The organism is Sphingomonas sp. Leaf33 (genome assembly GCF_001421785.1).
Taxonomy (GTDB): Bacteria; Pseudomonadota; Alphaproteobacteria; order Sphingomonadales; family Sphingomonadaceae; genus Sphingomonas.
The window spans coordinates 33252-52981 of sequence record NZ_LMLB01000011.1; the positions used below are offsets into that span (position 1 = coordinate 33252).

General features: G+C 69.0%; 13 protein-coding genes. 3 read left to right on the top strand and 10 right to left on the bottom strand.

Annotated elements, in window-relative coordinates:
* Positions 1 to 6 precede the first annotated feature (6 nt).
* Both ASE86_RS12790 and ASE86_RS12795 read left to right on the top strand, forming a co-directional pair.
* Entirely contained in the window at positions 7 to 249 is a 243-nt protein-coding gene (locus ASE86_RS12790) for a DUF6894 family protein (protein WP_056427609.1), read from the top strand.
* Positions 246 to 1031, top strand: a complete 786-nt coding sequence (locus ASE86_RS12795; protein ID WP_056427612.1) for a Crp/Fnr family transcriptional regulator — start codon at positions 246 to 248, stop codon at positions 1029 to 1031. Before ASE86_RS12790 ends, ASE86_RS12795 begins: the two co-directional genes overlap by 4 nt.
* 3 nt (positions 1032 to 1034) lie before the next feature.
* On the opposite strand, the gene ASE86_RS12800 is transcribed toward ASE86_RS12795, so the two are convergent.
* The 10 genes from ASE86_RS12800 to ASE86_RS12845 all read right to left on the bottom strand — a co-directional run bounded on the left by ASE86_RS12800 (position 1035) and on the right by ASE86_RS12845 (position 16563).
* Positions 1035 to 1370: an L-rhamnose mutarotase gene (locus tag ASE86_RS12800; protein ID WP_056427617.1), complete on the bottom strand. Its 336-nt coding sequence runs from the start codon at positions 1368 to 1370 to the stop codon at positions 1035 to 1037.
* Between the two features lie 94 nt (positions 1371 to 1464).
* On the bottom strand, positions 1465 to 4539 hold the full coding sequence (locus ASE86_RS12805) for a TonB-dependent receptor plug domain-containing protein (RefSeq protein WP_235524106.1): 3075 nt from the start codon (positions 4537 to 4539) through the stop codon (positions 1465 to 1467).
* Between the two features lie 65 nt (positions 4540 to 4604).
* Entirely contained in the window at positions 4605 to 5639 is a 1035-nt protein-coding gene (locus ASE86_RS12810) for a N(4)-(beta-N-acetylglucosaminyl)-L-asparaginase (RefSeq protein ID WP_082441914.1), read from the bottom strand.
* A 135-nt stretch (positions 5640 to 5774) separates the two neighbouring features.
* Complete coding sequence (gene nagE, locus ASE86_RS12815; RefSeq protein WP_235524107.1) at positions 5775 to 7466, bottom strand: N-acetylglucosamine-specific PTS transporter subunit IIBC; 1692 nt, start codon at positions 7464 to 7466, stop codon at positions 5775 to 5777.
* Positions 7463 to 9931, bottom strand: coding sequence for a phosphoenolpyruvate--protein phosphotransferase (ptsP, locus tag ASE86_RS12820; RefSeq protein WP_056427619.1), 2469 nt, complete (start codon positions 9929 to 9931; stop codon positions 7463 to 7465). The genes nagE and ptsP overlap by 4 nt, the downstream gene beginning before the upstream one ends.
* A complete protein-coding gene (gene galA, locus ASE86_RS12825) occupies positions 9928 to 12807 on the bottom strand; it encodes a beta-galactosidase GalA (protein WP_414881287.1) in 2880 nt (959 codons plus the stop codon). The genes ptsP and galA overlap by 4 nt, the downstream gene beginning before the upstream one ends.
* Positions 12804 to 13940: an N-acetylglucosamine-6-phosphate deacetylase gene (gene nagA / locus ASE86_RS12830; RefSeq protein WP_056427622.1), complete on the bottom strand. Its 1137-nt coding sequence runs from the start codon at positions 13938 to 13940 to the stop codon at positions 12804 to 12806. The genes galA and nagA overlap by 4 nt, the downstream gene beginning before the upstream one ends.
* Positions 13937 to 14971 carry an SIS domain-containing protein gene (locus ASE86_RS12835; protein ID WP_056427625.1) on the bottom strand — a complete coding sequence of 345 codons (1035 nt, stop codon included), beginning with the start codon at positions 14969 to 14971 and terminating at the stop codon, positions 13937 to 13939. The genes nagA and ASE86_RS12835 overlap by 4 nt, the downstream gene beginning before the upstream one ends.
* A gap of 8 nt (positions 14972 to 14979) precedes the next feature.
* A complete protein-coding gene (locus ASE86_RS12840; protein WP_056427628.1) occupies positions 14980 to 15720 on the bottom strand; it encodes a GntR family transcriptional regulator in 741 nt (246 codons plus the stop codon).
* 84 nt (positions 15721 to 15804) lie between these two features.
* Positions 15805 to 16563: a copper homeostasis protein CutC gene (locus ASE86_RS12845; protein WP_056427633.1), complete on the bottom strand. Its 759-nt coding sequence runs from the start codon at positions 16561 to 16563 to the stop codon at positions 15805 to 15807.
* Positions 16564 to 16812: 249 nt separating this feature from the next.
* Between ASE86_RS12845 and ASE86_RS12850 the strand changes: the two genes are divergently transcribed.
* Positions 16813 to 19533: a TonB-dependent receptor gene (locus ASE86_RS12850; protein ID WP_056427636.1), complete on the top strand. Its 2721-nt coding sequence runs from the start codon at positions 16813 to 16815 to the stop codon at positions 19531 to 19533.
* Positions 19534 to 19730: the final 197 nt, after the last annotated feature.

Consider the following 19730-nt stretch of genomic DNA (forward strand, 5'->3'; position numbering starts at 1 on the left):
CGATGGATGCAAAGATACCGTTTTCAGTTCGGTGATGTCGGCGGTTTCGCCGGCGAAACGCTAGAATCCGATCATTCGTCGGGGGAGGACGCGATGTGCGATGCGGCGCGGACCGCGGCGGAGATGCTGAAGGAACAGGCGCAGGCCGGACCGGGGCTGAACGGTTTCACCATCACGATCGTCGGCCCGGACGGACAGGCGGTCGGCGGGATCGAAGTGCTGATCCGCGGGCCATCGGATCGCCTATGATGTCGATCAATCACGATCCCGTAACGTTCGGTTATCGCGAGGCCATGACCGAGGGGCATGAGGCATTGGCGCTGTGGCTGCGCCGTCTGGAGATGCGCTCTCCGTTGACCGATTTCGACCGCGAGACGGTAATGGGGCTGCCCGGGCAGGTGCGCCGCTATGCCTCGTCGCGCGACGTCGTGCGGCTGGGCGAGCGCACGCACAGCAGCTGCCTGGTGGTCGACGGCATCGTCGCGCGGTTCGGCCAGACATCGGAGGGGCATCGCCAGCTGACCGCGCTCTACATCCCCGGCGACATGGCCGATCTCCATTCGGCGGTGCTGCCCGTCGTCTCCGCACCGCTGCAATCGACGGTCAGTGCGACGATCTACACCGTGTCGCACGACATCCTGCGCCGCGCCGCCGAACGCTCGCCGACGCTGGCGCGCGCGTTCTGGCGCGACTGCGTGGCGGATGCGCAGATCGCGTCGGAATGGTTGCTGAATGTCGGCCGCCGCGGTGCGCTGGCGAAGCTCGCGCACCTGCTGTGCGAACTGTCGTGCCGCTACGGCGCGATCGGCCTGCCCAACCGGGAATTCTCGCTCAACCTGACGCAGACGCATATCGGCGAGTCATTGGGTCTGACCGGCGTGCACGTGAACCGGATGATGCGTGCGCTGCGCGACCGCGGGCTGGTCGAAACCGAAGGCACCGTGCTGCGCATCCTGGACTGGCACGGTCTGGTCGGCGTCGGTGATTTCGACCCCGGCTACCTCCACCTCCGGCGCGAGGCCGAGCAGTAGTTTCTATTGCTCGGCGAGCGTGAAAATCCGTTCCATCGGCAGCCACTTGTCGGGCCCTGCGCGGATCGGGCGCTGATAGGCATCCATCTCGGCCTCCCACCGCGCGACCGTCGGTTGCAGCGCAGGGTCGGCCGGGAGAGGAAAGTCGGGCGCGACATCGGCGATCATCACCAGCCGGTCCGCGACCTGCCAGATTTCCATGTCCAGGAACCCGCGGTCGCGGATATCGCGGATGACGGCGCTCCAGACGGCACCCGCCGCATGTCGATCGCGATAGGCCGCGATCAGCGCGGCATCGTCGACGAGGTCGAGGGCGAAGACGAGGCGGCGCGAAGTCATTGCCGATCCCTAGCAAAGGAAACGGCCCGCCGCTCGTGGGAGAGCGACGGGCCGCGAAAAGATATGGGTCGCGCCGGTCGCCCGGCGCGCCACATCAGAAGTTGACGGTCACGCCGGCGACGAACTGGCGACCCAGCAGGTCGTAGCCCATCAGCGTGTTGTTGCGCAGCAGGCCGAGCACGTTGCGGGCGTTCGGCAGCAGCGGCGGATCGGTGTCGAACACGTTGTTCACCGCCAGGCGCAGCGAATACTGCTTGGCGATGTCGAACCCGACCGACAGGTCGATGTAGTCGTATGCACCGGTCCGGGCGTAGGTCGCCCGGCGATCCGCGGCCGTGAACGGGATGCCGGTGCCGGTCGGATCGGTCACGTTGTACGTGATCGTCGTGTTCGAGCGGTGGCGCCAGTTGACCGACACGTTGGCGACGCGGTCCGCCGTCGTCCACGTGGTGCGCAGCGTGTGCGACCAGCGTGGCAGGCTTTCGCCGCAGAACGGACCGAAGTAACCGACGCAGTTGCGGTCGGCGAGTTCCGGTGCGTCCTGGTTGCCGACCTTCGTCGCCAGCGACCCGTTGAACGACGTGTCGAGACGGCCGAGCTTGCCGATGCCGACGCCGTACTGGCCCTGGAAGTCCCAGCTGTGGAACGACGACTTGAAGCCGTTGGTCAGGCCTTGCGCGAAGAACCCGGTGGTCGGGTTGGTGTTCGCTGCGCTGAACAGCGTGAAGGTGCCCGGATTACGCACCACGCCACGGCAGTAGAAGTCGGTCTGGATGGTCAGGCAGCCGTTCAGGAAGTCGGCGGCGGCGTAGTAGTTGATCGAGTCCTTCAGGTCGACGAGGATGCGATCGATCGACACGGTCAGGCCGGGGACGAAGCGCGGGCGCAGGATCACGCCGAAGGTCTTCGTATAGGCCGTCTCCGGCGTCAGCCCGAATCCGCCGTTGCGGATCGTGCAGGCGCCGTCCGGACAGCTGAGCGTCGCGCTGCCGTAGAGGTTGTCGGGCAGGCCGGTCGCGCGGCACTGCGCGATCGTCGCGGTCGGCGCGACCAGCACGTTCGGGTTGGTCGGGCTCGGCGTCGAGGCGCACGGATCGTTGCGCGACCCGATGCTGTTGTATTCGATCAGCGATGCCGACGCCGCCTGGGTGACGCTGGGCGCGCGCTGCGCCTTGTTGTACGCACCACGGAAGCCGATGTCCTCGATCGGCGACCAGATTCCCTCGACCTTCCAGGTGTTGAAGGTGCCCTGCAGGCGGTTGTATTTGGACACGCGGTAGCCGGCGTTCAGCTGCAACAGCTTCGTCCAGCTCTTGTCCTCGACCAGCGGGGCCTGGACTTCGACGTTGCCTTCGATGACGTTCTGCGTGAACACACCGTTCGAACCGCCGTAGAACGACCGGTACTGCGCGTCGGCGCTGTTGGTCTGCTTCTCGTCCCGATATTCGCCGCCGAACGCGATCGCGATGCCCTGCGTCGCCAGCGGCGAGGTGATGCCGTACTTGCCGAGATCGCCGCCGATCGTGACCAGACCCTGGAACATGCGCGCGGCATTGTTCGATGCCGAATTGCCCAGGTCGAACGCGCCGCCGCCGAACAGGTACGACTGGAGCGCCGGGCTGCCGTTGAAGGGCAGGAACGCGTTGAAGGGGACGCACGCCGGATCGGTGCCGTTCACGACCGAACGGCAGGTCGGGACGCCGTTGACCGATACCACGTCGACCGCACGGCTGACCTTGGTGAAGTCGGCAAAGGTCTGGCCCTGCGACGTGATCTCGTTGCGCGACAGCACCGCGACCGCGTCATAGTTCCACACGTCGCCGAACACGCGACCGCGCGCACCTGCGGTGAATCGATAGCCCTTGTTGATGAAGCGGCTGTCGGTCGGGCCGTTGTCGTCGAACCGGTAGCGGACGTCGATCGGGACGATCGTCGCCGTGCCGGCCTGTGCACCGCACAACGTGGTCGCCTGCGACGCCGACAGGTAGGGATTGTTGCAGCCGACCTGGTACGGCGTGCTGCCATACGCGCCGAAGTTCAGCGTGCGCGCGAGCTGCGGGTTGCGCGATTCGTCGCGGTACACCAGCGCAGTGCCATAGAGTTCCAGCCCCTGCGCGACCTTGGCCGTCAGGAAGCCGCCGTAATTGACGCGTTCGAATTCGCGCTGGAAGGCGAAGCCGTCATACGGATTGGCCGCGGTGTTCGGGCCGGAATTGATCGGCACGAAGGTGCGCGAGCCGTTCGGGTTGTTGACCAGCTGGCGGTTCTGGTTGGCACCGGCGAGCGGCGACAGCGGAATGATCGTGCCGGCGGGCGTGAAGCTGGCGACCGAGCAGGCCAGCGGCCCGTCGCGGGTCGGCTGCGTCACTTCGCAGGCCGAATAGGACCGGTTGCGCAGCGGGATCAGGTCCGACTTGCGATAGTTGACGAACGCGCTGATGTTCACCGCATTGTCGAACAGGTTCTTGCCCGCCGCCAGCGTGACGTTGGTGCGACCACCGTCATTGACCATGCTGGTGCTGGCCGGGAAGAACGCGCGGTTCGCCGCGTCGGTCACGGGCCCGGCGCGGTTGTTGTGGTTGTAGAAGCTGTAGTTGCCGTCCAGCCGGATGCCGTCGAAATTCTTCTTCAGCACGAAATTGACGACGCCCGAGACCGCGTCCGACCCGTAGACCGACGATGCGCCGCCCGACAGCACGTCGATGCGCTCGACCAGCGCGTTCGGGATCAGGCTGGTGTCCTGCTGGTTGACCAGGCCCAGGCGCGTGCCGTCGACCAGGACCAGCGTGCGTTCGAAGCCCAGGCTGCGCAGCTTGATGCGCTGGGCGCCGCTCGAATCGGCGTAGTTCTGCTCGGCATTCGCCTGGATCTGCGGCAGGCGGTTCAGCACCTCCTCGATCGTCGTCGCGCCCTGCGCGGCGATCTCGGCGGTGGTCACCGTCGTGATCGGCGCGGCCGATGTGTTGTTCGGGCGAAGGATGCGCGTGCCGGTGACGACGACGTCGCCCGCGCGATTCAACGTGTCGGTACGCGTGTCGTCGTCGGCCAGCTTCGCGTCGGCGACGGGATCGCCGGTCTGGCCGGCGGTGGTGGTCTGTGCCGCAGCCGGCAGGGCAAGGCCCGTCGCCAGCACGGTCGTCATCAGCAGATGCGTCAGTGTCGTTTTCATGTTGTCCCCTTTTGTCCTCCTCGCAGACGCGCTCTAGCCGGCGCGTTTCACGAATATTCCGGTTCTCAGCCGCGCAGCGACGGCGCCGCGCGCACGTCGGTGCGGCCGGCGGCATCGGTAACGGCGTACGTGAAGCCCTTTTGCAGCGCGAAGGCGCCGACACGACCGGCGCGGTCGAGCGCCAGGAAGCCGACCTGCGCATCCTTCACCGCGTCGCCGCGCAACCGCACGATATGTTCGACCGCCTCGCGGCACGCCGCGTCCGCCGACAGGCCGCCGCGCATCGATGCGACGACGCGCGCGGTGCCGGCTATGCGGGTCACTTCCTCGCCCACGCCGGTCGCGGTCGCGGCGCCGACGCCGGCCTCCACGAACAGGCCCGATCCGACCTGTGGTGAATCGCCGACGCGGCCGTGCATCTTGAACGCCATACCCGACGTCGTGCAGGCGCCCGCGAAGCGTCCGTCCGCGCCGCGGCCGATGATGCCGATGGTGTCGTGGTTGCGCGCGTCGCCGCGGATGCCGGTGCCGCCGATGCGGTTCTCGATATTCGCCTCGGGCGTGTACTTGGCGGTCTTCAGCCAGTCCTGCCATGCTTGGCGCGCCTCGGGCGTCAGCAGGTTGCGCTTGGGAAAGCCGTTGGCGAGCGCAAAGCGGGTCGCGCCGTCGCCGACCAGGAAGGTGTGCGGCGTCCGCTCCATCACCGCGCGCGCGACCGACACGGCGTGCATCACGTCCTGAAGTGCTGCGACCGCGCCGACCTGGCCCGCGTCATCCATGATGACCGCATCCAGCGTCACGATGCCGTCGCGATCGGGATAGCCGGAATAGCCGACCGAATGATTGGTCGGATCCGCCTCCGGCACGCGGGCGCCGGCTTCGATCGCGTCGAGCAGGCTGCCGCCCGCGGCGAGTTTAGCCACGGCTGCAGCGTTGGCGGCGGCACCGAAATCCCAGGTGGAGACCATAATCGCGCCGGCAGGAGCCGCAGCGCGGGCCGGGGCGAGGCCGCCGGCCAGCGTCAATCCGGCGCCGGCAGCCAGCACGCGACGGCGCTGCGGCGACACTAGCGGATCGATGGGCTTGCTCTCCACGGGCATCACGAACCTTTCAACGTCTGGGCCGCAGCAACGCAGGTTAAACGTTGGCTTTCAAGAGCGAAAACATATTTCACTTGCGCGATGCTTCGGATCGCGGGGCAGGTGTGGCTTTCCGGCACCGGGTGCCGGTGGGTTTCAGCCGAAGCGGGTGTCGTCGATCAGCAGGTGCACGATGTCGGGTGCGATCTGCGCGACGCCGCGGATGCCGGGGGCATTCACATCGCCCACGCGCGCTTCCTGCCGCAGCACAACGCGGATTCGGCCGGGCTTGCGGACGATTTCGGCGATGTTGCCGGCGCCACCCAATGCGGCCACGATGATCGCGGGCAGGTCGCCCCCGACGGGTGTCGCCGCGGGAGTTGCCGGTGTCGGCGATACGGTTCCGCCGTCGATCGCCGCGCGCATATCCATCGCCAGCCCATCGGCGATACCGCCCACGACCACCTGCACCGCGGTTGCGGAGGGGCGCAGCACGCCGCGCGCGCCGAGCGCCTTCAGCGCGGCGTCGTCGACCTTCGACTGATCGGCGACCTGCAACCGCAGCCGCGTCGTGCATGCATCGATGCTGCGCAGGTTCGCGCCTCCGCCCAGCGCCGCGAGATAAGCGGCCGCGCGCGCATCGGCGGTCCTGGGCGCGGCAGCCGGAGCGGGGGCCTCGCCGGGCTCGCGCCCCGGAGTCGGCAGGTTGAAGCGCACGATCGCCCAGCGGAACAGGCCGTAGTAGATCGCGGCATAGGCCGCACCCACCGGCAGCAGCAGCAGCGGCCTGGTCGCGCGGCCGTAGTTCAGGACATAGTCGAACAGCCCGGCCGAGAAGCCATAGCCCAGCCGCACGCCCAGCGCGTTCATGATCGCCTCCGCCGCGCCCGTCAGCACCGCGTGGATCGCGTAGAGCAGGGGCGCCAGGAACATGAAGCTGAATTCGATCGGCTCGGTCACACCGGTCAGGAACGACGTCAGCGCCAGGCTGAACAACAGGCCACCGACCGCTTTCCGCCGGTCGGGCAGTGCGGTGTGGTACATCGCCAGACATGCGGCGGGCAGGCCGAACATCATGACCGGGAAGAACCCCGACATGAACCCGCCCGCGGTCGGATCCCCCGCAAAGAAGCGGCTGAGATCGCCGGTCTTGCCCGCATATTCGCCGACGACGAAATAGGCGACGTTGTTCAGGATGTGGTGCAGGCCCGTCACCAGCAGCAGTCGGTTGAGCACGCCGAACGCGAACAGTCCCCAGCCGCCGGCCGCGACGACCCCGGTGCTGAGCGCATCGACGCCCGCATTCACGCTGGCATAGGAGAGGCCCAGCACCAGCGCGATGACGAGGCCGGCGACCCCGGCGATGATCGGCACGAACCGCCGCCCGCCGAAGAAGGCGAGGTAATCGGGCAGCTTGAACGTCGCAAAGCGGTTGTAGAACAGCCCGCCGATCAGCCCCGCGGCGATGCCGATCGGCACCTGCAGCTTGGCGATGGCGGCGGACTTCCATGCGGCGGTGACCAGGCCTTGCGCGCCCTCGGGCACGCCTGCCAGCACATCGGCAGGGACGGTCAGGAACACCTGCGCGCCGTTGTCACTCACGAGGTAGCAGGTGACGCCGGCGAGTGCTGCGGCGCCGTTGCCGTCGCGTGCGAAGCCGGTCGCGACGCCGACCGCGAAAAGCAATCCCAGATGTGCAAAGATCGCATCGCCCGCCGCGCTCAGGAAGGCGATGTCGAGCAGGTCGGGCTGGCCGAGGCGCAGCATCAGCCCCGCGACCGGCAGCACCGCGATCGGCAGCATCAGCGCGCGGCCGAGCGGCTGGAGAAAGGCCATCGGCGAGGTCATGCGGCGTCTCCGGATGCGAAAGTGCGGGCCAGCGCGCGAACCTCTGCGGCCGAGGCCAGGCGTTGCGCCGCTTGCGCATGGGCCCTTGCCTGCGCGTGCGACAGGCCGGCGACCAGCGCACGAGTGGCGGCGACGCGCGAAGGCGGCACCGAAAGCGAGGTGACGCCCAGCCCGACCAGGATCGGCGCAGCCAGCGGATCGGCGGCCATCCCGCCGCACACCCCGACCGGCACCCCGCGAGCGGCGGCGCCTTCGCAGGTCGCGGCGACCAGGCGCAGGACGGCCGGATGCAGCCCGTCGATCCCTCCGGCAACGGCTGCGTTCCCTCGGTCCATGGCGAGGGCATATTGGGTCAGGTCGTTGGTGCCGATCGACAGGAAGTCGCAGGCCTCGCTTATGAGGTCCGCGCCGATCGCGGCGGCGGGCGTCTCGACCATCGCGCCGACCGATATCGCGCGGTCGCCGCACAGCCGGTCGACGACATCGCGCACCGCGGTGATCTCGGCCAGGCTCGCGACCATTGGCACCATGATCCTGCACGGACCGGCGTCGCTTGCGTCCAGGATCGCAGCGACCTGCGCCTCCAGCACGTCCGGGTGCGCCAGCGATACGCGGATGCCGCGCAGGCCCAGCGCCGGGTTTTCCTCGGCGGGAATGCTGAGGTAGGGCGCGGGCTTGTCGCCGCCGATGTCGAGCAGGCGGATGGTCAGCGGGCGGCCGGCCATGGCGGTGGCGATGGCGCGATAGGTCGCGGCCTGTTCGTCGCGGGTCGGCGGCGTCGGGCGGTCGAGGAACAGCAGTTCGGTGCGCAGCAGCCCGCAGCCTTCCGCCCCATCGGCGACGGCGGCGGCGGCCTCGGTCGCGTCGCCCAGATTGACGCAGACCGCGACCTTGCGCCCGTCGCGTGTGGTCGCGGGGCGACCATCCGCACCGGCACGCGCGGCGGCGATCGCTTCGGCCGCGATGGCGATGCGGCTGCGCGCGCGGGCCTGCGCAGCGGCATCCGGGTTCGGGTGGACGGTGCCTGCGTCGCCATCGACGATCAGCGTCGCGCCATCGGTCAGGTCGGTGACGCCCGCGCCCAGCGCGACGACCATCGGGATACCTCGGGCGGCGGCCATGATCGCAACGTGCGAGGTCGGCCCGCCGCGGACCACGGCGATGCCGGCGGGCGTCCCCTCCAGCGCGGCCAGCTGCGACGGCAGCAGGTCGTCGGCGAGCAGAACCGCATCGTCAGCGACCGCGAATGCCGGGGGCGTCGTGCCAAGAACGGCGTGCGCCAGCCGCTGACCGATATCGCGCAGGTCGTCGCCCCGCTCGGCCAGACGCGCGTCGGGGCTCGCCGCCAGTGTCGCGGCCTGCGCGCGGGTAACCGAGAGCGCGGCCTGCGCGGCGCCATGACCGTCACCGACCGCGGTTTCCAGCGCGAGCAGCAGGTCGGGATCGTCGAGCATCGCCCGGTGCGCGGCCATCACGCCGTGCCCGCCGTCGAGCGCTTGCTGCAACCGGGCGAGCCCGGTGGCGAGCGCGGCACGTTCGGTCGCGACATCGCCGCTGCCCAGCGGGGCGACCATCTCGGTCGCTCGCAGCCAGCGTACCGTACCGATCGCGACGCCCGGCACCGCGCCGACTCCGGCGACGACGCCCGGCTCCAGCGCGGCGACTGCGACGCGCGGGCGGGCCGGCGGGGCGGGGGGCGCGCTGTCGGGTTCGGTCGTGGCGGTCAGGATCGCGACGATTGCGGCGGCAGCTAGATCCGCGTCAGGCCCTGCCGCCTCGATCGCGACGCGCGCGCCGTGGACCGCGCCCAGGCCAAGCAGGCCGGTCATGCTGAGCGCCGACGCGCGGGCATCGCCGCACACCAGTGTCACGCGGGCATCGCGTCCGCGCACGGCCGCGGCGATCCGCGCCGCAGGGCGCGCGTGCAGGCCGTGCGGCAACGCCACCGTCAGCGCTTCCCACTGGCCCGCCGTCGCCGGGGCGGGCGGGGCAGGGGGCGCACCGGCAGCGATCGGTGCAATCGTCAATACGGCGTCGCCGACCGCAACCATCCGCCCGGTTTCCAGCGGTGTCGCGACGAAGCCGTCGCCGACCACCAGTATCGGCGTGGCGGTGGCACTCGCGCGGCGCGCGAGCAGGTCGAGATCGAAGCGGATCAGCGGTGTGCCCTTGGCGACACGCGTGCCGGGCTCGACCAGTGCTTCGAAGCCATCGCCACCCATCGCGACGCTGTCGATGCCGATATGCAGCAACAGCTCGGCGCCGTCGTCGGTCGTCAGCGCGACGGCGTGGCGCGCGGCATGGACGCTGGCGACGGTCGCGTCGCAGGGCGCGTGGAGCACGTCCGCGACCGGGTCGATCGCGATGCCGGTGCCCATCATCCCTCCGGCAAAGACCGCGTCGGGCACCTGTGCCAGCGGCATCGCCCAGCCCGCCAGCGGCGCGCCCAGGACCGTCTTCGTCATGCCTCTACCCCTACGCGCCCGATGATACCCGATGCCGCACCGCCGGTCGCGTCGATGAGGACGACGACCGTCCGTGGTCCCGCGCCGGCAGCGATCCGGCCGACGAGCGGACCGGGCGGCGCCGTCGCCTTGTCCGCGACCTTCACGCCGTCGATCCACAGTTCGGCGCGGCCCGCGATGCTGTCGAACCGGATCGTGCCGCCCTGCGCGGCGATGCGGCGGCGCGGTTGCAGGCGCGCACGATAGGCCCGCCAGGTCGCGCCGGGCTCGGCCGGTGTCGGCGTGCCGGCGCGGACGAAGGCCCACAGGTTGTTGTCGCCGGCGGCCGGCGCCGCGGCAGGATCGGGCCGCGTGGCAGACGCCGGCGAGCGACGCCACCCCTCGATCGACTGGGTCGCGGCGACTGCCGGTTCGGCGGCGCGGGCGGGCGCGGCGATGGCGTCGATGCGGACCTTGGCCGGCGTCACCCCGGGCGCCGTCGCGGTCAGCGTGATGGGTCCGCGCGTCGTGCCGGATTGCACGATGACCTGCGCCAGCCCGTTGAACAGCGACCGCGCGTCGCCCTTTTCGGGCTCGTGGCTGTTGGGGTCGCCATTGCCCAGACCGATGATCTGCGCGCCCTGCACGGTGAAGCGGACGGCCAGGTTTGCGGTCGGTACGTGCCGTCCTTGCGCGTCGATCGCCTCGACCGTCACCGGTTGCACGTCGATGCCGTCCGCCGCCATCACGCGGCGTGCCGGCGTGAGGCGCAAGCCGACCGGCGCTCCCGCCGTCTCGTGCGCGGTGCGCGCGACCACGCGATTGCCGCGATATGCAATCGCCTCGATCCGGCCAGGTGCGTAAGCCACCGACCAGTCGTTCCCCATCACCCGGTCGGCCGGCTGCCGCCCGAGCGAGCGGCCGTTCAGCCGCAGTTCGACCGCGTCTGCATTCGACGACACATGGACCGCGATCGCCTCGCCCTCGCGACCGGCCCAGGTCCAGTGCGGCGCGAGTGCCACGACGGCGTGCGTGTCGATCCACTGCGCGCGACGGATGCTGGCGGCGGTCTTGGGGAAGCCACACAGGTCGAGGATGCCGAAGAAGCTGGAGATCGTCGGCCAGGCGTGCGGCGTCGGTTCGCCGTGATAGTCGAACCCGGTCCAGACGAACCCGCCGGCGACGAACGGGCGAGCGACGATCGCGGCCCAGGCCTTGCGGTGCGTCGCGCCCCAGTCTGCGGCCTCCACGTCATAACTGGTGATGACATGGGTTGCCGGGTCGGTGCGGTATGCGCCGCGCGTCTCGAACGCGCTGGTGTCCTCCGAACTCGTCATCGGCCTGGCCGGGTTCAGACGGTGGAACTTGTCGTAGTCGCCCTGATAATAGTTGAACCCGGTCACATCGACCACGCTCGACACGTTGACCGGATCGAAGAATGCGCCGTTCATCGCCGCGGTCACCGGCCGCGATGCGTCGAGCCGGCGGACGGCGGCGGCCATGCGGCGGACCATCTCGACCCCGGCCTCGGTCCCCTGCATCGGCTCCTCGTTGAACACCGACCACAGGATGACGCTCGGGTGATTGCGGTCGCGCCGCACCATCCATTCGAGCTGCGCGAGATAATCGGGCGAGGGGTTAAACACGCGGTTCTCGCCCATCACCAGGAAGCCCATGCGGTCGGCATGATCGAGCAGTTCGGCAGCGGGCGCATGGTGCGAACACCGGATGGCGTTGCAGCCCAGCGCCTTCAACTGTTCCAGCCGCCAGCGGAGCAGCGCATCGGGCACCGCGACGCCGACGCCGGCGTGGTCCTGGTGGATGCACACGCCCTTCAACTTCACCGGACGGTCGTTCAGGAAGAACCCCCGGTCGGCGTCGAAGCGGATGTCACGGAAACCGATCGTGGTGCGACGCTCGTCGACCACCGCGCCGCGGCGCAGTACGCGGGTGACGACGGTGTAGAGCGTCGGCCGCTCGACCGACCAGAGTTGCGGGTCCGGGGCGGGGAGGGTCAGGCTGGCGACGACCTCCGCCAGCGCGCCGACCGTCGCATCTACCCGGCCCTGCGCCACCGTACGGCCGGCAGGGTCCAGCAGCAGCGCTTCGCACATCACGCCCGCATCGGCGCGCTCGATGCTGGCCAGCGTCACCGCGACCGGAACGCTCCAGCCGGCGTCGCCCTTGCGAGGATCGCAATGCACCCCGTCCTCGGCGATCGATACGCCCGCGCGGCGCGACAGCCATGCGTGGCGATACAGCCCGGCGCCTTCGTACCACCACCCCTCCATCGCGGTCGCATCGACGCGGATGGCGATGACGTTGTCCTGCGCACCGAAGCGGGCGAACGGAGTCAGGTCGATCAGGATGCTCGAATAGCCCGACCAGCTGTGCGCGGCGATCGTGCCGTTGACCCATATGGTCGCGTTGGTCGCGATACCGTCGAATTGCAGCGCGATGCGCTTGCCGCGGTCGGCGGTGTTCAGGCGCAGCGTGCGGCGATACCAGCCGATCCCGCGCGGCCGATAGCCCTGGCTGGGGTTGGCGGTCGCGACAAACGGCTGGTGCGATGCCCAGTCGTGCGGCAGCGTCACACTCTGCCAGTCGCTGTCGTCATAGTCCACGCCCGCGGCACCGGCGGCATTGCCCGCCTTCGTGCTGAGATAGGTCTCGTGGTGCGTCGCCGGCGGGGCGACGACGATATCGCCTTCGTGGAACAGCCAGCCGGCGTCGAGCGAGGACCGGCCGGGATCGGTGAGCGGCAGACGCGGCGGCAGCGTATCCTGGACCGGCGCGGGCAGCGCCGGGCTGAAGGGACGGGGGGCGGCAGCGCGGGCGGCGGGGATCAGGGCGCTGGCCCCGACCCCGGCCAGCAGCGCGCGCCGCGCGATCCTCACGCCACCACGCTCCCGCCGATGAAGGTCGCGTGCGGTTCGAAATCGGCGTCCAGCTGGACCAGGTCGGCGCGCAGGCCCGGGGCGATCGCCCCGCGCTCGTGGCCAAGGCCCAGGAACGCCGCCGGGCTCGCCGATGCCATACGCGATGCGGTCGCCGGGCTGACGCCGACGTCGCGGATCGCGTTGCGCACGGCCGCCGCCATGTCGAGGTCGGAGCCCGCTAGCGTCCCGTCGGCGAACCGGCAGATGCCGTCCGCGACCTGGATATGGCGATCCTGGAGGACGAAGTCCTTGTCCGTCGCGCCGACCGACGACATCGCATCGGTGACCAGCATCATGCGCTCGGGCCCGCGCGCAGCAATGGCGATGCGCAGGACGACGGGATCGACATGGACACCGTCGACGATGAGGCCACACCACGGCCGCGGATCATCGAGTGCTGCGCCGACGATGCCGGGCGCGCGCTGCTGCATCGCCGGCATCGCGTTGAACAGGTGGGTTATGCCCGAGAGGCCGGCGTCGAAGGCGGCGACCGCTTCGTCGTGGGTTGCCTCGGTATGGCCCGCGCTGACGATGACGCCGCCGGCGACCAGTGCCGCGATGGTGTCGGGATGCGTGCGCTCCGGCGCCAGCGTCACCATGACCCGCCCGGCGTGCGGGCGGGTCAGGATCGCCAGCATCTCGTCGTCCAGCGCGCGGAAGCGGCCGGCGTCGTGGATGCCCTTGCGCTCCGGATTCAGCACCGGGCCTTCGATATGCACGCCGACGATTCCGGCGACGCCCGCGCGGATCGCGGCATCGGTCACGTCCATCGCCCGTGCCACCAGCTCCGGCGTTTCGCTGATCAGCGTCGGCAGCAGCGCAGTCGTGCCATAGGCGGCGTGCGCCCGCGCGATCGTCGCGCAGGCATCGACGCTCAGGTCGTTGTTCAGTAGCACACCGCCGCCGCCGTTGACCTGCGTATCGATGAACCCGGGCATCAGCCAGCCACCCGCCAGGTCGATGCCGCCATCGGCATCGCCCTCGACCGGCGTGACCGATGCGATGCGGTCGCTCGCGACCACGATCTCGCAGCCCGTCCACACCGTGTGCGGGGCGAGGACATGGCCGCCGGTGAAGCGCAACGTCGTCATCGTGTCCGCGTCACTTTCGACAGGAACGGCGGCTGGTCCGGATTGCGGCCACGCGCGCGGGCGAGCTGTTCGACCAGGCCGTAGAAGCTGGCGAGCATCAGGATCGGCTCGATCGCGGGGTGGGCAGCCTCGGCCGGAAGGCCCTTGCCCGACCCGGCGTGCGCGAGCAGCACCGACGCGCCGCGCCCGGCGAATTCGCTCGCGACCGCGACGACATCGTCCCCTGCGCTGTCCGACGTCGCGAGTGCCAGCACCGGGAAGCCGTCGCGCACGATCGCCATCGGGCCGTGGCGCACCTCGGCCGAACTGAACGGTTCGGCCTGGATCGCGCAGGTTTCCTTGAACTTCAGCGCACATTCCTGCGCGATGCCGAAGCCGTAACCGCGGCCGATCACGAACATCTGGCTGACGTTTGTCAGCGGGGCGACCGCGGCGCTCCAGTCGGCTTTCACCGCGCGCTCCAGCGCGTCCGGCAGCGCGGCGAGCGCATCGCTTAGCGCCTGGTCCTCGCTCCACGCGGCGGCGATCGCGGCCAGCCCGACCATCGCGGCAATGCAGGACTTGGTCGCCGCGACCGACTTTTCGGCGCCCGACGCAAGCGGCAGCGCCACGTCGGCACGCTCGGCCAGCGGCGAGGCTTCGTCGTTGACCAGCGCCGCGACCAGCGCGCCCGATCCGGCATAGGCATCGACGCTGGCCAGCAGGTCGGGACTGCGGCCCGATTGCGACACCGCCAGCACCAGCGCGCGGGCGGCCGATACGTCGGCGTCGAACACCGACGCGATCGACGGCGCGGCCGACGCGACCGGCACGCCGACCAGCGTTTCGATCAGATATTTGCCGTATGTCGCGGCATGGTCCGACGATCCGCGTGCGCAGGTGACGACGACCGGCGGCGGACTGGCGCGCAGGCGGGCACCGAGAGCGGCATAGGCCGCGGCGTTGCGGGCCAGCATCTCGGCAACCCGTGTCGGCGCTTCCTGCGTCTCGCAGGCCATCAGCGTCGGCATGTCGATCGTGTCGGTGGTCATGAAGCCTCTCAGAGGTCGGACAGTTCGGCGACGAAGTCGTAGCTGTCGCCGCGGTAATAGGACCGGGTGATCTCGACCGCGCGACCGTCGCGCAGGAAGCCGCGACGTTCGATCAGCAAACCGGGATGCCCCGTGTCCACATTCAGCATCCGGGCGTGTTCGGTGCTGAACGGAACGGCGCGCAGCCGCTGGAGCGCGCGCACCGGGCGGTTGCCCGCGGCATCGAGTGCGGCGTAGAGCGAATCGCCGACCGCATCGACCGACGGCAGGCAATAGCCCGCGATCGTCGTCGCCTCGAACGCCATCGGCACGTCGTCGGCATAGCGGATGCGGTTGAAGCGCAGCACAGGCTCGCCCGGCGACATGCCCAGCGCCATGGCTTCTTCGGGATCGACCGTGCCGGCGGCGCGGGACACCCAGCTGCTGCTCGGCACGCGACCGCGCGCGATCATGTCTTCGCTGAACGACGACAGTTTGGAAAAGCTCTTCTCGACGCGGCCGGTGCCGGCGACGAAGGTGCCCATGCCGCGGCGGCGCGTCAGCAGGCCTTCCTCGACCAGCCCCTCGATCGCCTTGCGCACGGTGATGCGCGACACACCATATTCCTGCGCCAGATCGCGTTCGGCCGGAATCGCGTCGCCACGGCGGATCAGTCCGCTCTCGATGCCGTGCCGGATCAGCAGTTGCAGTTGCAGGTACAGCGGCGCGCTGTCGCCGTTCCGGAACCTGCCGATCGTGTCAGAGAACATCGTGCCCCGCCCTCTCCCGCCAAGCCCCCGCCCGCGGTGATGGTGCGATTGATGCCTGACGATAATACCAATGTAAAGCCAATGTCATCGACTGGTCGCATTTGTCGCGGCGCGAAGCGCAGCGACCAGCGTGGCGTCGGTGACCCGCGACGGGCCCGACGCGAAGCCGAGCGCCGCGACGCGCGGGTCGAGCGCGCCCGATGGCCGGCTGGCGGACGCGTGGAATTCCCGTACGCCGGCGGCAGCCAGCACAGGTATCGTATCGGGCCGCACACCGGACCCGGCCATGACGCGAATCGCGGAGCCGGCGCTCGCGACCATCCGGGCGATTGTCGCGGCGCCCTCGTCCGCGCGGATTGCACCGCCCGATGTCAGAATGCGATCGAAGCCGAGCTGCGCGGCAATCTCCACGCTCGCCACCGGGTCGTCGGTCAGGTCGATCGCGCGGTGGAAGGTGCAGGGAACGGTGCGTCCGGCGGCGTCCCGCACCGCGGACATCCACGCCTGCGCGGTCGCCGTATCCACGCGCCCGCCCGCGCAGGTGCCGAAGACCAGGCCATCGACGCCCGTGGAAAGCAGGGCACGCGCCTCGCCGATGGCGACCGCCAGCTCGCCGCGATCATAGGTGAAGTCGCCGGGTCGCGGCCGGACCATCGCGAACACGGGAATACCGGTCTGCCTGACGGCGGCAAGCGCAGCCTCGGCCAAGCCGGCGGACGGAGTCAGACCGCCGACCGCAAGGGCCGAGCAGAGCTCGATCCGGTCCGCGCCGCCTGCGATCGCCGCCGCAACTCCGGCAGGCGACTCGACGCAGATTTCCAGTGTTGCGTTGGTTACGGGCATCGGTTCCTCGCGTGATGCGGGTGGCTGGGCGTGGGGCCGTCTCCCCGCAACCCTACGGAATTCACAAGAATTTCATATCTGAAATCTGTTTGTAATTTTTCGTTTCGCGGATTGGGCTATATTGGTTATAGAGTTGGTACCACCGGTTGGAACCTGCCGCGGGGGACAGGTCGATCGGGGAGCCGCTAGCAGAGACGGCATTCGGGGATTACGCGGCGTTCGCTGGGCGCGCGAGGGAGGGGTAGGCGCATGTCGCTTCGCAAGACCATTTTGTTCACGACGGCGCTGACCGGCGCGCTCATCGGCTTTGGCGGTACCGCCGTCGCGCAGACCGCGCCAGCGCCGCAGGATGATGCGAACGAAGTCGTCGTCACCGGTATCCGCCGTTCGATCGCCGATGCGATCGAGACGAAGCGTGAGGCCAATTCGATCGTCGACGTGATCTCGGCCGAAGACGTGGGCAAGCTGCCCGACAGCAACATCGCCGATTCGCTCGCCCGCCTGCCCGGCGTGACGGTCGACCGCCAGTTCGGCGAGGGCGAGCAGCTGTCGATCGCGGGCACCGAGCCGGCGCTGAACCGCGTGACCATCGACGGCCATTCGGTCGCGTCGGCCGATTGGGGCGGCAATCCGTCCGACCGCTCGAGCCGCACGTTCAACTATTCGCTGCTGTCGCCGACGCTCATCAAGCAGGCGGTCGTCTACAAGACGCCGGAAGCGCGCCTCCAGGAAGGCGCCATCGGCGGCACTGTCGACATCGTCACGCGCAAGCCGCTCGACCGCGACCTGAAGTCGGGTGCGCTCGCGATCAACGCGGGTGGCGAGTACAACGACCGTGCGAACCGCGGCAGCTTCCGCGGCTCGGCACTGGTCAACTGGAAGAACGAGGCCGAGACGGTCGGCGTCACCCTGTCGGGCAATTATGACAAGGAACAGCTGAGCCGTGCCGGCGTCGCCGTCTACTGGTACCGCACCGGCCAGGCACTGCTCGACAATGCGCCGACCACCGCGACCGTCAACGGAAAGGTGATCAGCGCGCTGACCGCGACCGAGCGCACGCAGTTCTCGAATTCGCGCTTCGCCTCGTTCCTGGCGCACGAATTCTTCCGTCAGGAGCGCCAGCGCATCGGCCTGAACGGCGCGGTGTCGGTGCGTCCGGTCGACGACCTGACGCTGACCGCCACGGGCATGATGATCCGCGGCAACTACGACAACGTCTCGAACTCCGAATACACCTACGGGTTCGAAGGCTCGCGCCTGATTTCGGCGACGTACATCCCGGGCGGCAACGGCCAGACCGGCGTCGTCAATTCGGCAAGCTTCGCCGGCATCACGTCGGGCACCGGTGCGACCGGCCAACTCGACACCTATTACCGCCGCACGCGCCTGAAGAACGACTCGATCGCACTGCTGTTCGATTACACGCCGGGCGACTGGGCGATCACCGGCAACCTCGGCTGGACCAAGGCGTCGGGCGGCAAGGATCCCGAGTATCTGCTCGATTTCCGCACGCAGATGGGCTTCACCGCCGGGGCCAACGGCCGCGACACCGTCGTCAACTGGACGTCGGCGGCCAGCGATCCGACCAAGTGGCTGAGCAACTTCACCGCCAGCGGCGGCGAGAACATCACCGCGCCGGACGGGCGTCGCTTTTTCGGTCGCCAGATCGGCGGCATCCCGCTCCAGTCGGGCTTCACGACCGACAGCGAGCGTTACGGCGAGGTCAATTTCAAGCATCCGGTCAACATCGGCCCGGTGACCGAAATCCTGTTCGGCGGCCGCTACGTCAGCCACAGGAACGGCAACACGACGTTCAGCAACGCGGTCTACACCAACCAGAACTTCACGCTGGCCGACCTCGATTACTTCGTTCACCCGAACGACCTGTATGACGGGCTGGGCACGACCGGCAACGGCACGCCCTACGCCACGCTCGGCCAGGCGGGCATCCTGGCGGCACTGCAGAACTACGGCAACTTCACCGTCGACCGCGGGCTGTCGACCGGCGATTACTGGCGCGTCCGCGAAAAGATCGCCGCCGGCTACATCCAGGCGAACTTCCGCTTCGGCGACAGCATCCGCGGCAACGTGGGCGGTCGCCTGGTCAATACCGAGGATCGCTCGACCTTCTACGTGTCGAGCAACGGGCGCACCGCGCTGACCACGGTCAAGAACGACGAAACCCGCTTCCTGCCGTCGGCCAACGTGATCTTCCAGGCCGGCAAGGATGTCGTCCTGCGCGCCGCGGCCGCCAAGGTCATCGCCCGTCCGCGCTACAGCGACCTTGCCGGTTCGCTGTCGCTCGACGATACGACCCGCACCGGCGGCGGCGGCAATCCGGATCTGAAGCCCTATGCGGCGACCAACTTCGGCCTGTCGGCGGAATGGTATTTCGCCCCCGCCAGCTTCCTGTCGGGCGAAGTGTTCTACCGCGACATTTCGAACTATGTCGGCAACGAAGTGCAGGATGGCGTGTCGCTGACCAATACGGTCACCGGCCAGACGCTCAGCTATTCGATCTCGCGGCCGGTCAACGGCGGCAAGGCGTCGGTCACCGGCTTCTCGCTGTCGGGCAACACCGCGCTGATGTGGGGCTTCGGCATCCAGGCGAGCTACACCTTTGCCGACGCCGACACGCCGTTCGCCACCGGCCTGCCGTTCCTGTCGCGCAACACGGTGACAATCCAGCCCTATTATGAGCGCGGGCCGTTCCAGGCGCGTGTCAGCTACAACCGCCGGTCGAAGTATTTCTACCGCTTCGGCCGCCAGTCGAGCCAGGACTACACCGACGCCTATCGCCAGCTGGACGCCCAGATCTCGTATGCGATCACCGACCAGGTGCAGGTGTCGGCGAACGCATCGAACCTGCTGGACGAGACCTACTACCAGTTCAGCAGTGACGAGCGGTATCCAACCTCGCTCTACAAGAACGGCCGGGTGTTCTCGATCGGCGCGACGCTGCGGATGTGATCTCCATGTCGTCCGGACGGTTCGTGCCGGCCGGACGACAGGACGCGAATACGGAGTTTTCAAGGTTACTCGATGCCGGCATTTTTCTCCTCGGCTGGTCTCGATTCTCTGCCGCCTGCGGGTTCCGGCCCGCAGGCGGCTTTTTTGTTTTCGGTATCGCGTGCGCCCTGACACACATGGGTGACGTGCAAGCGTAA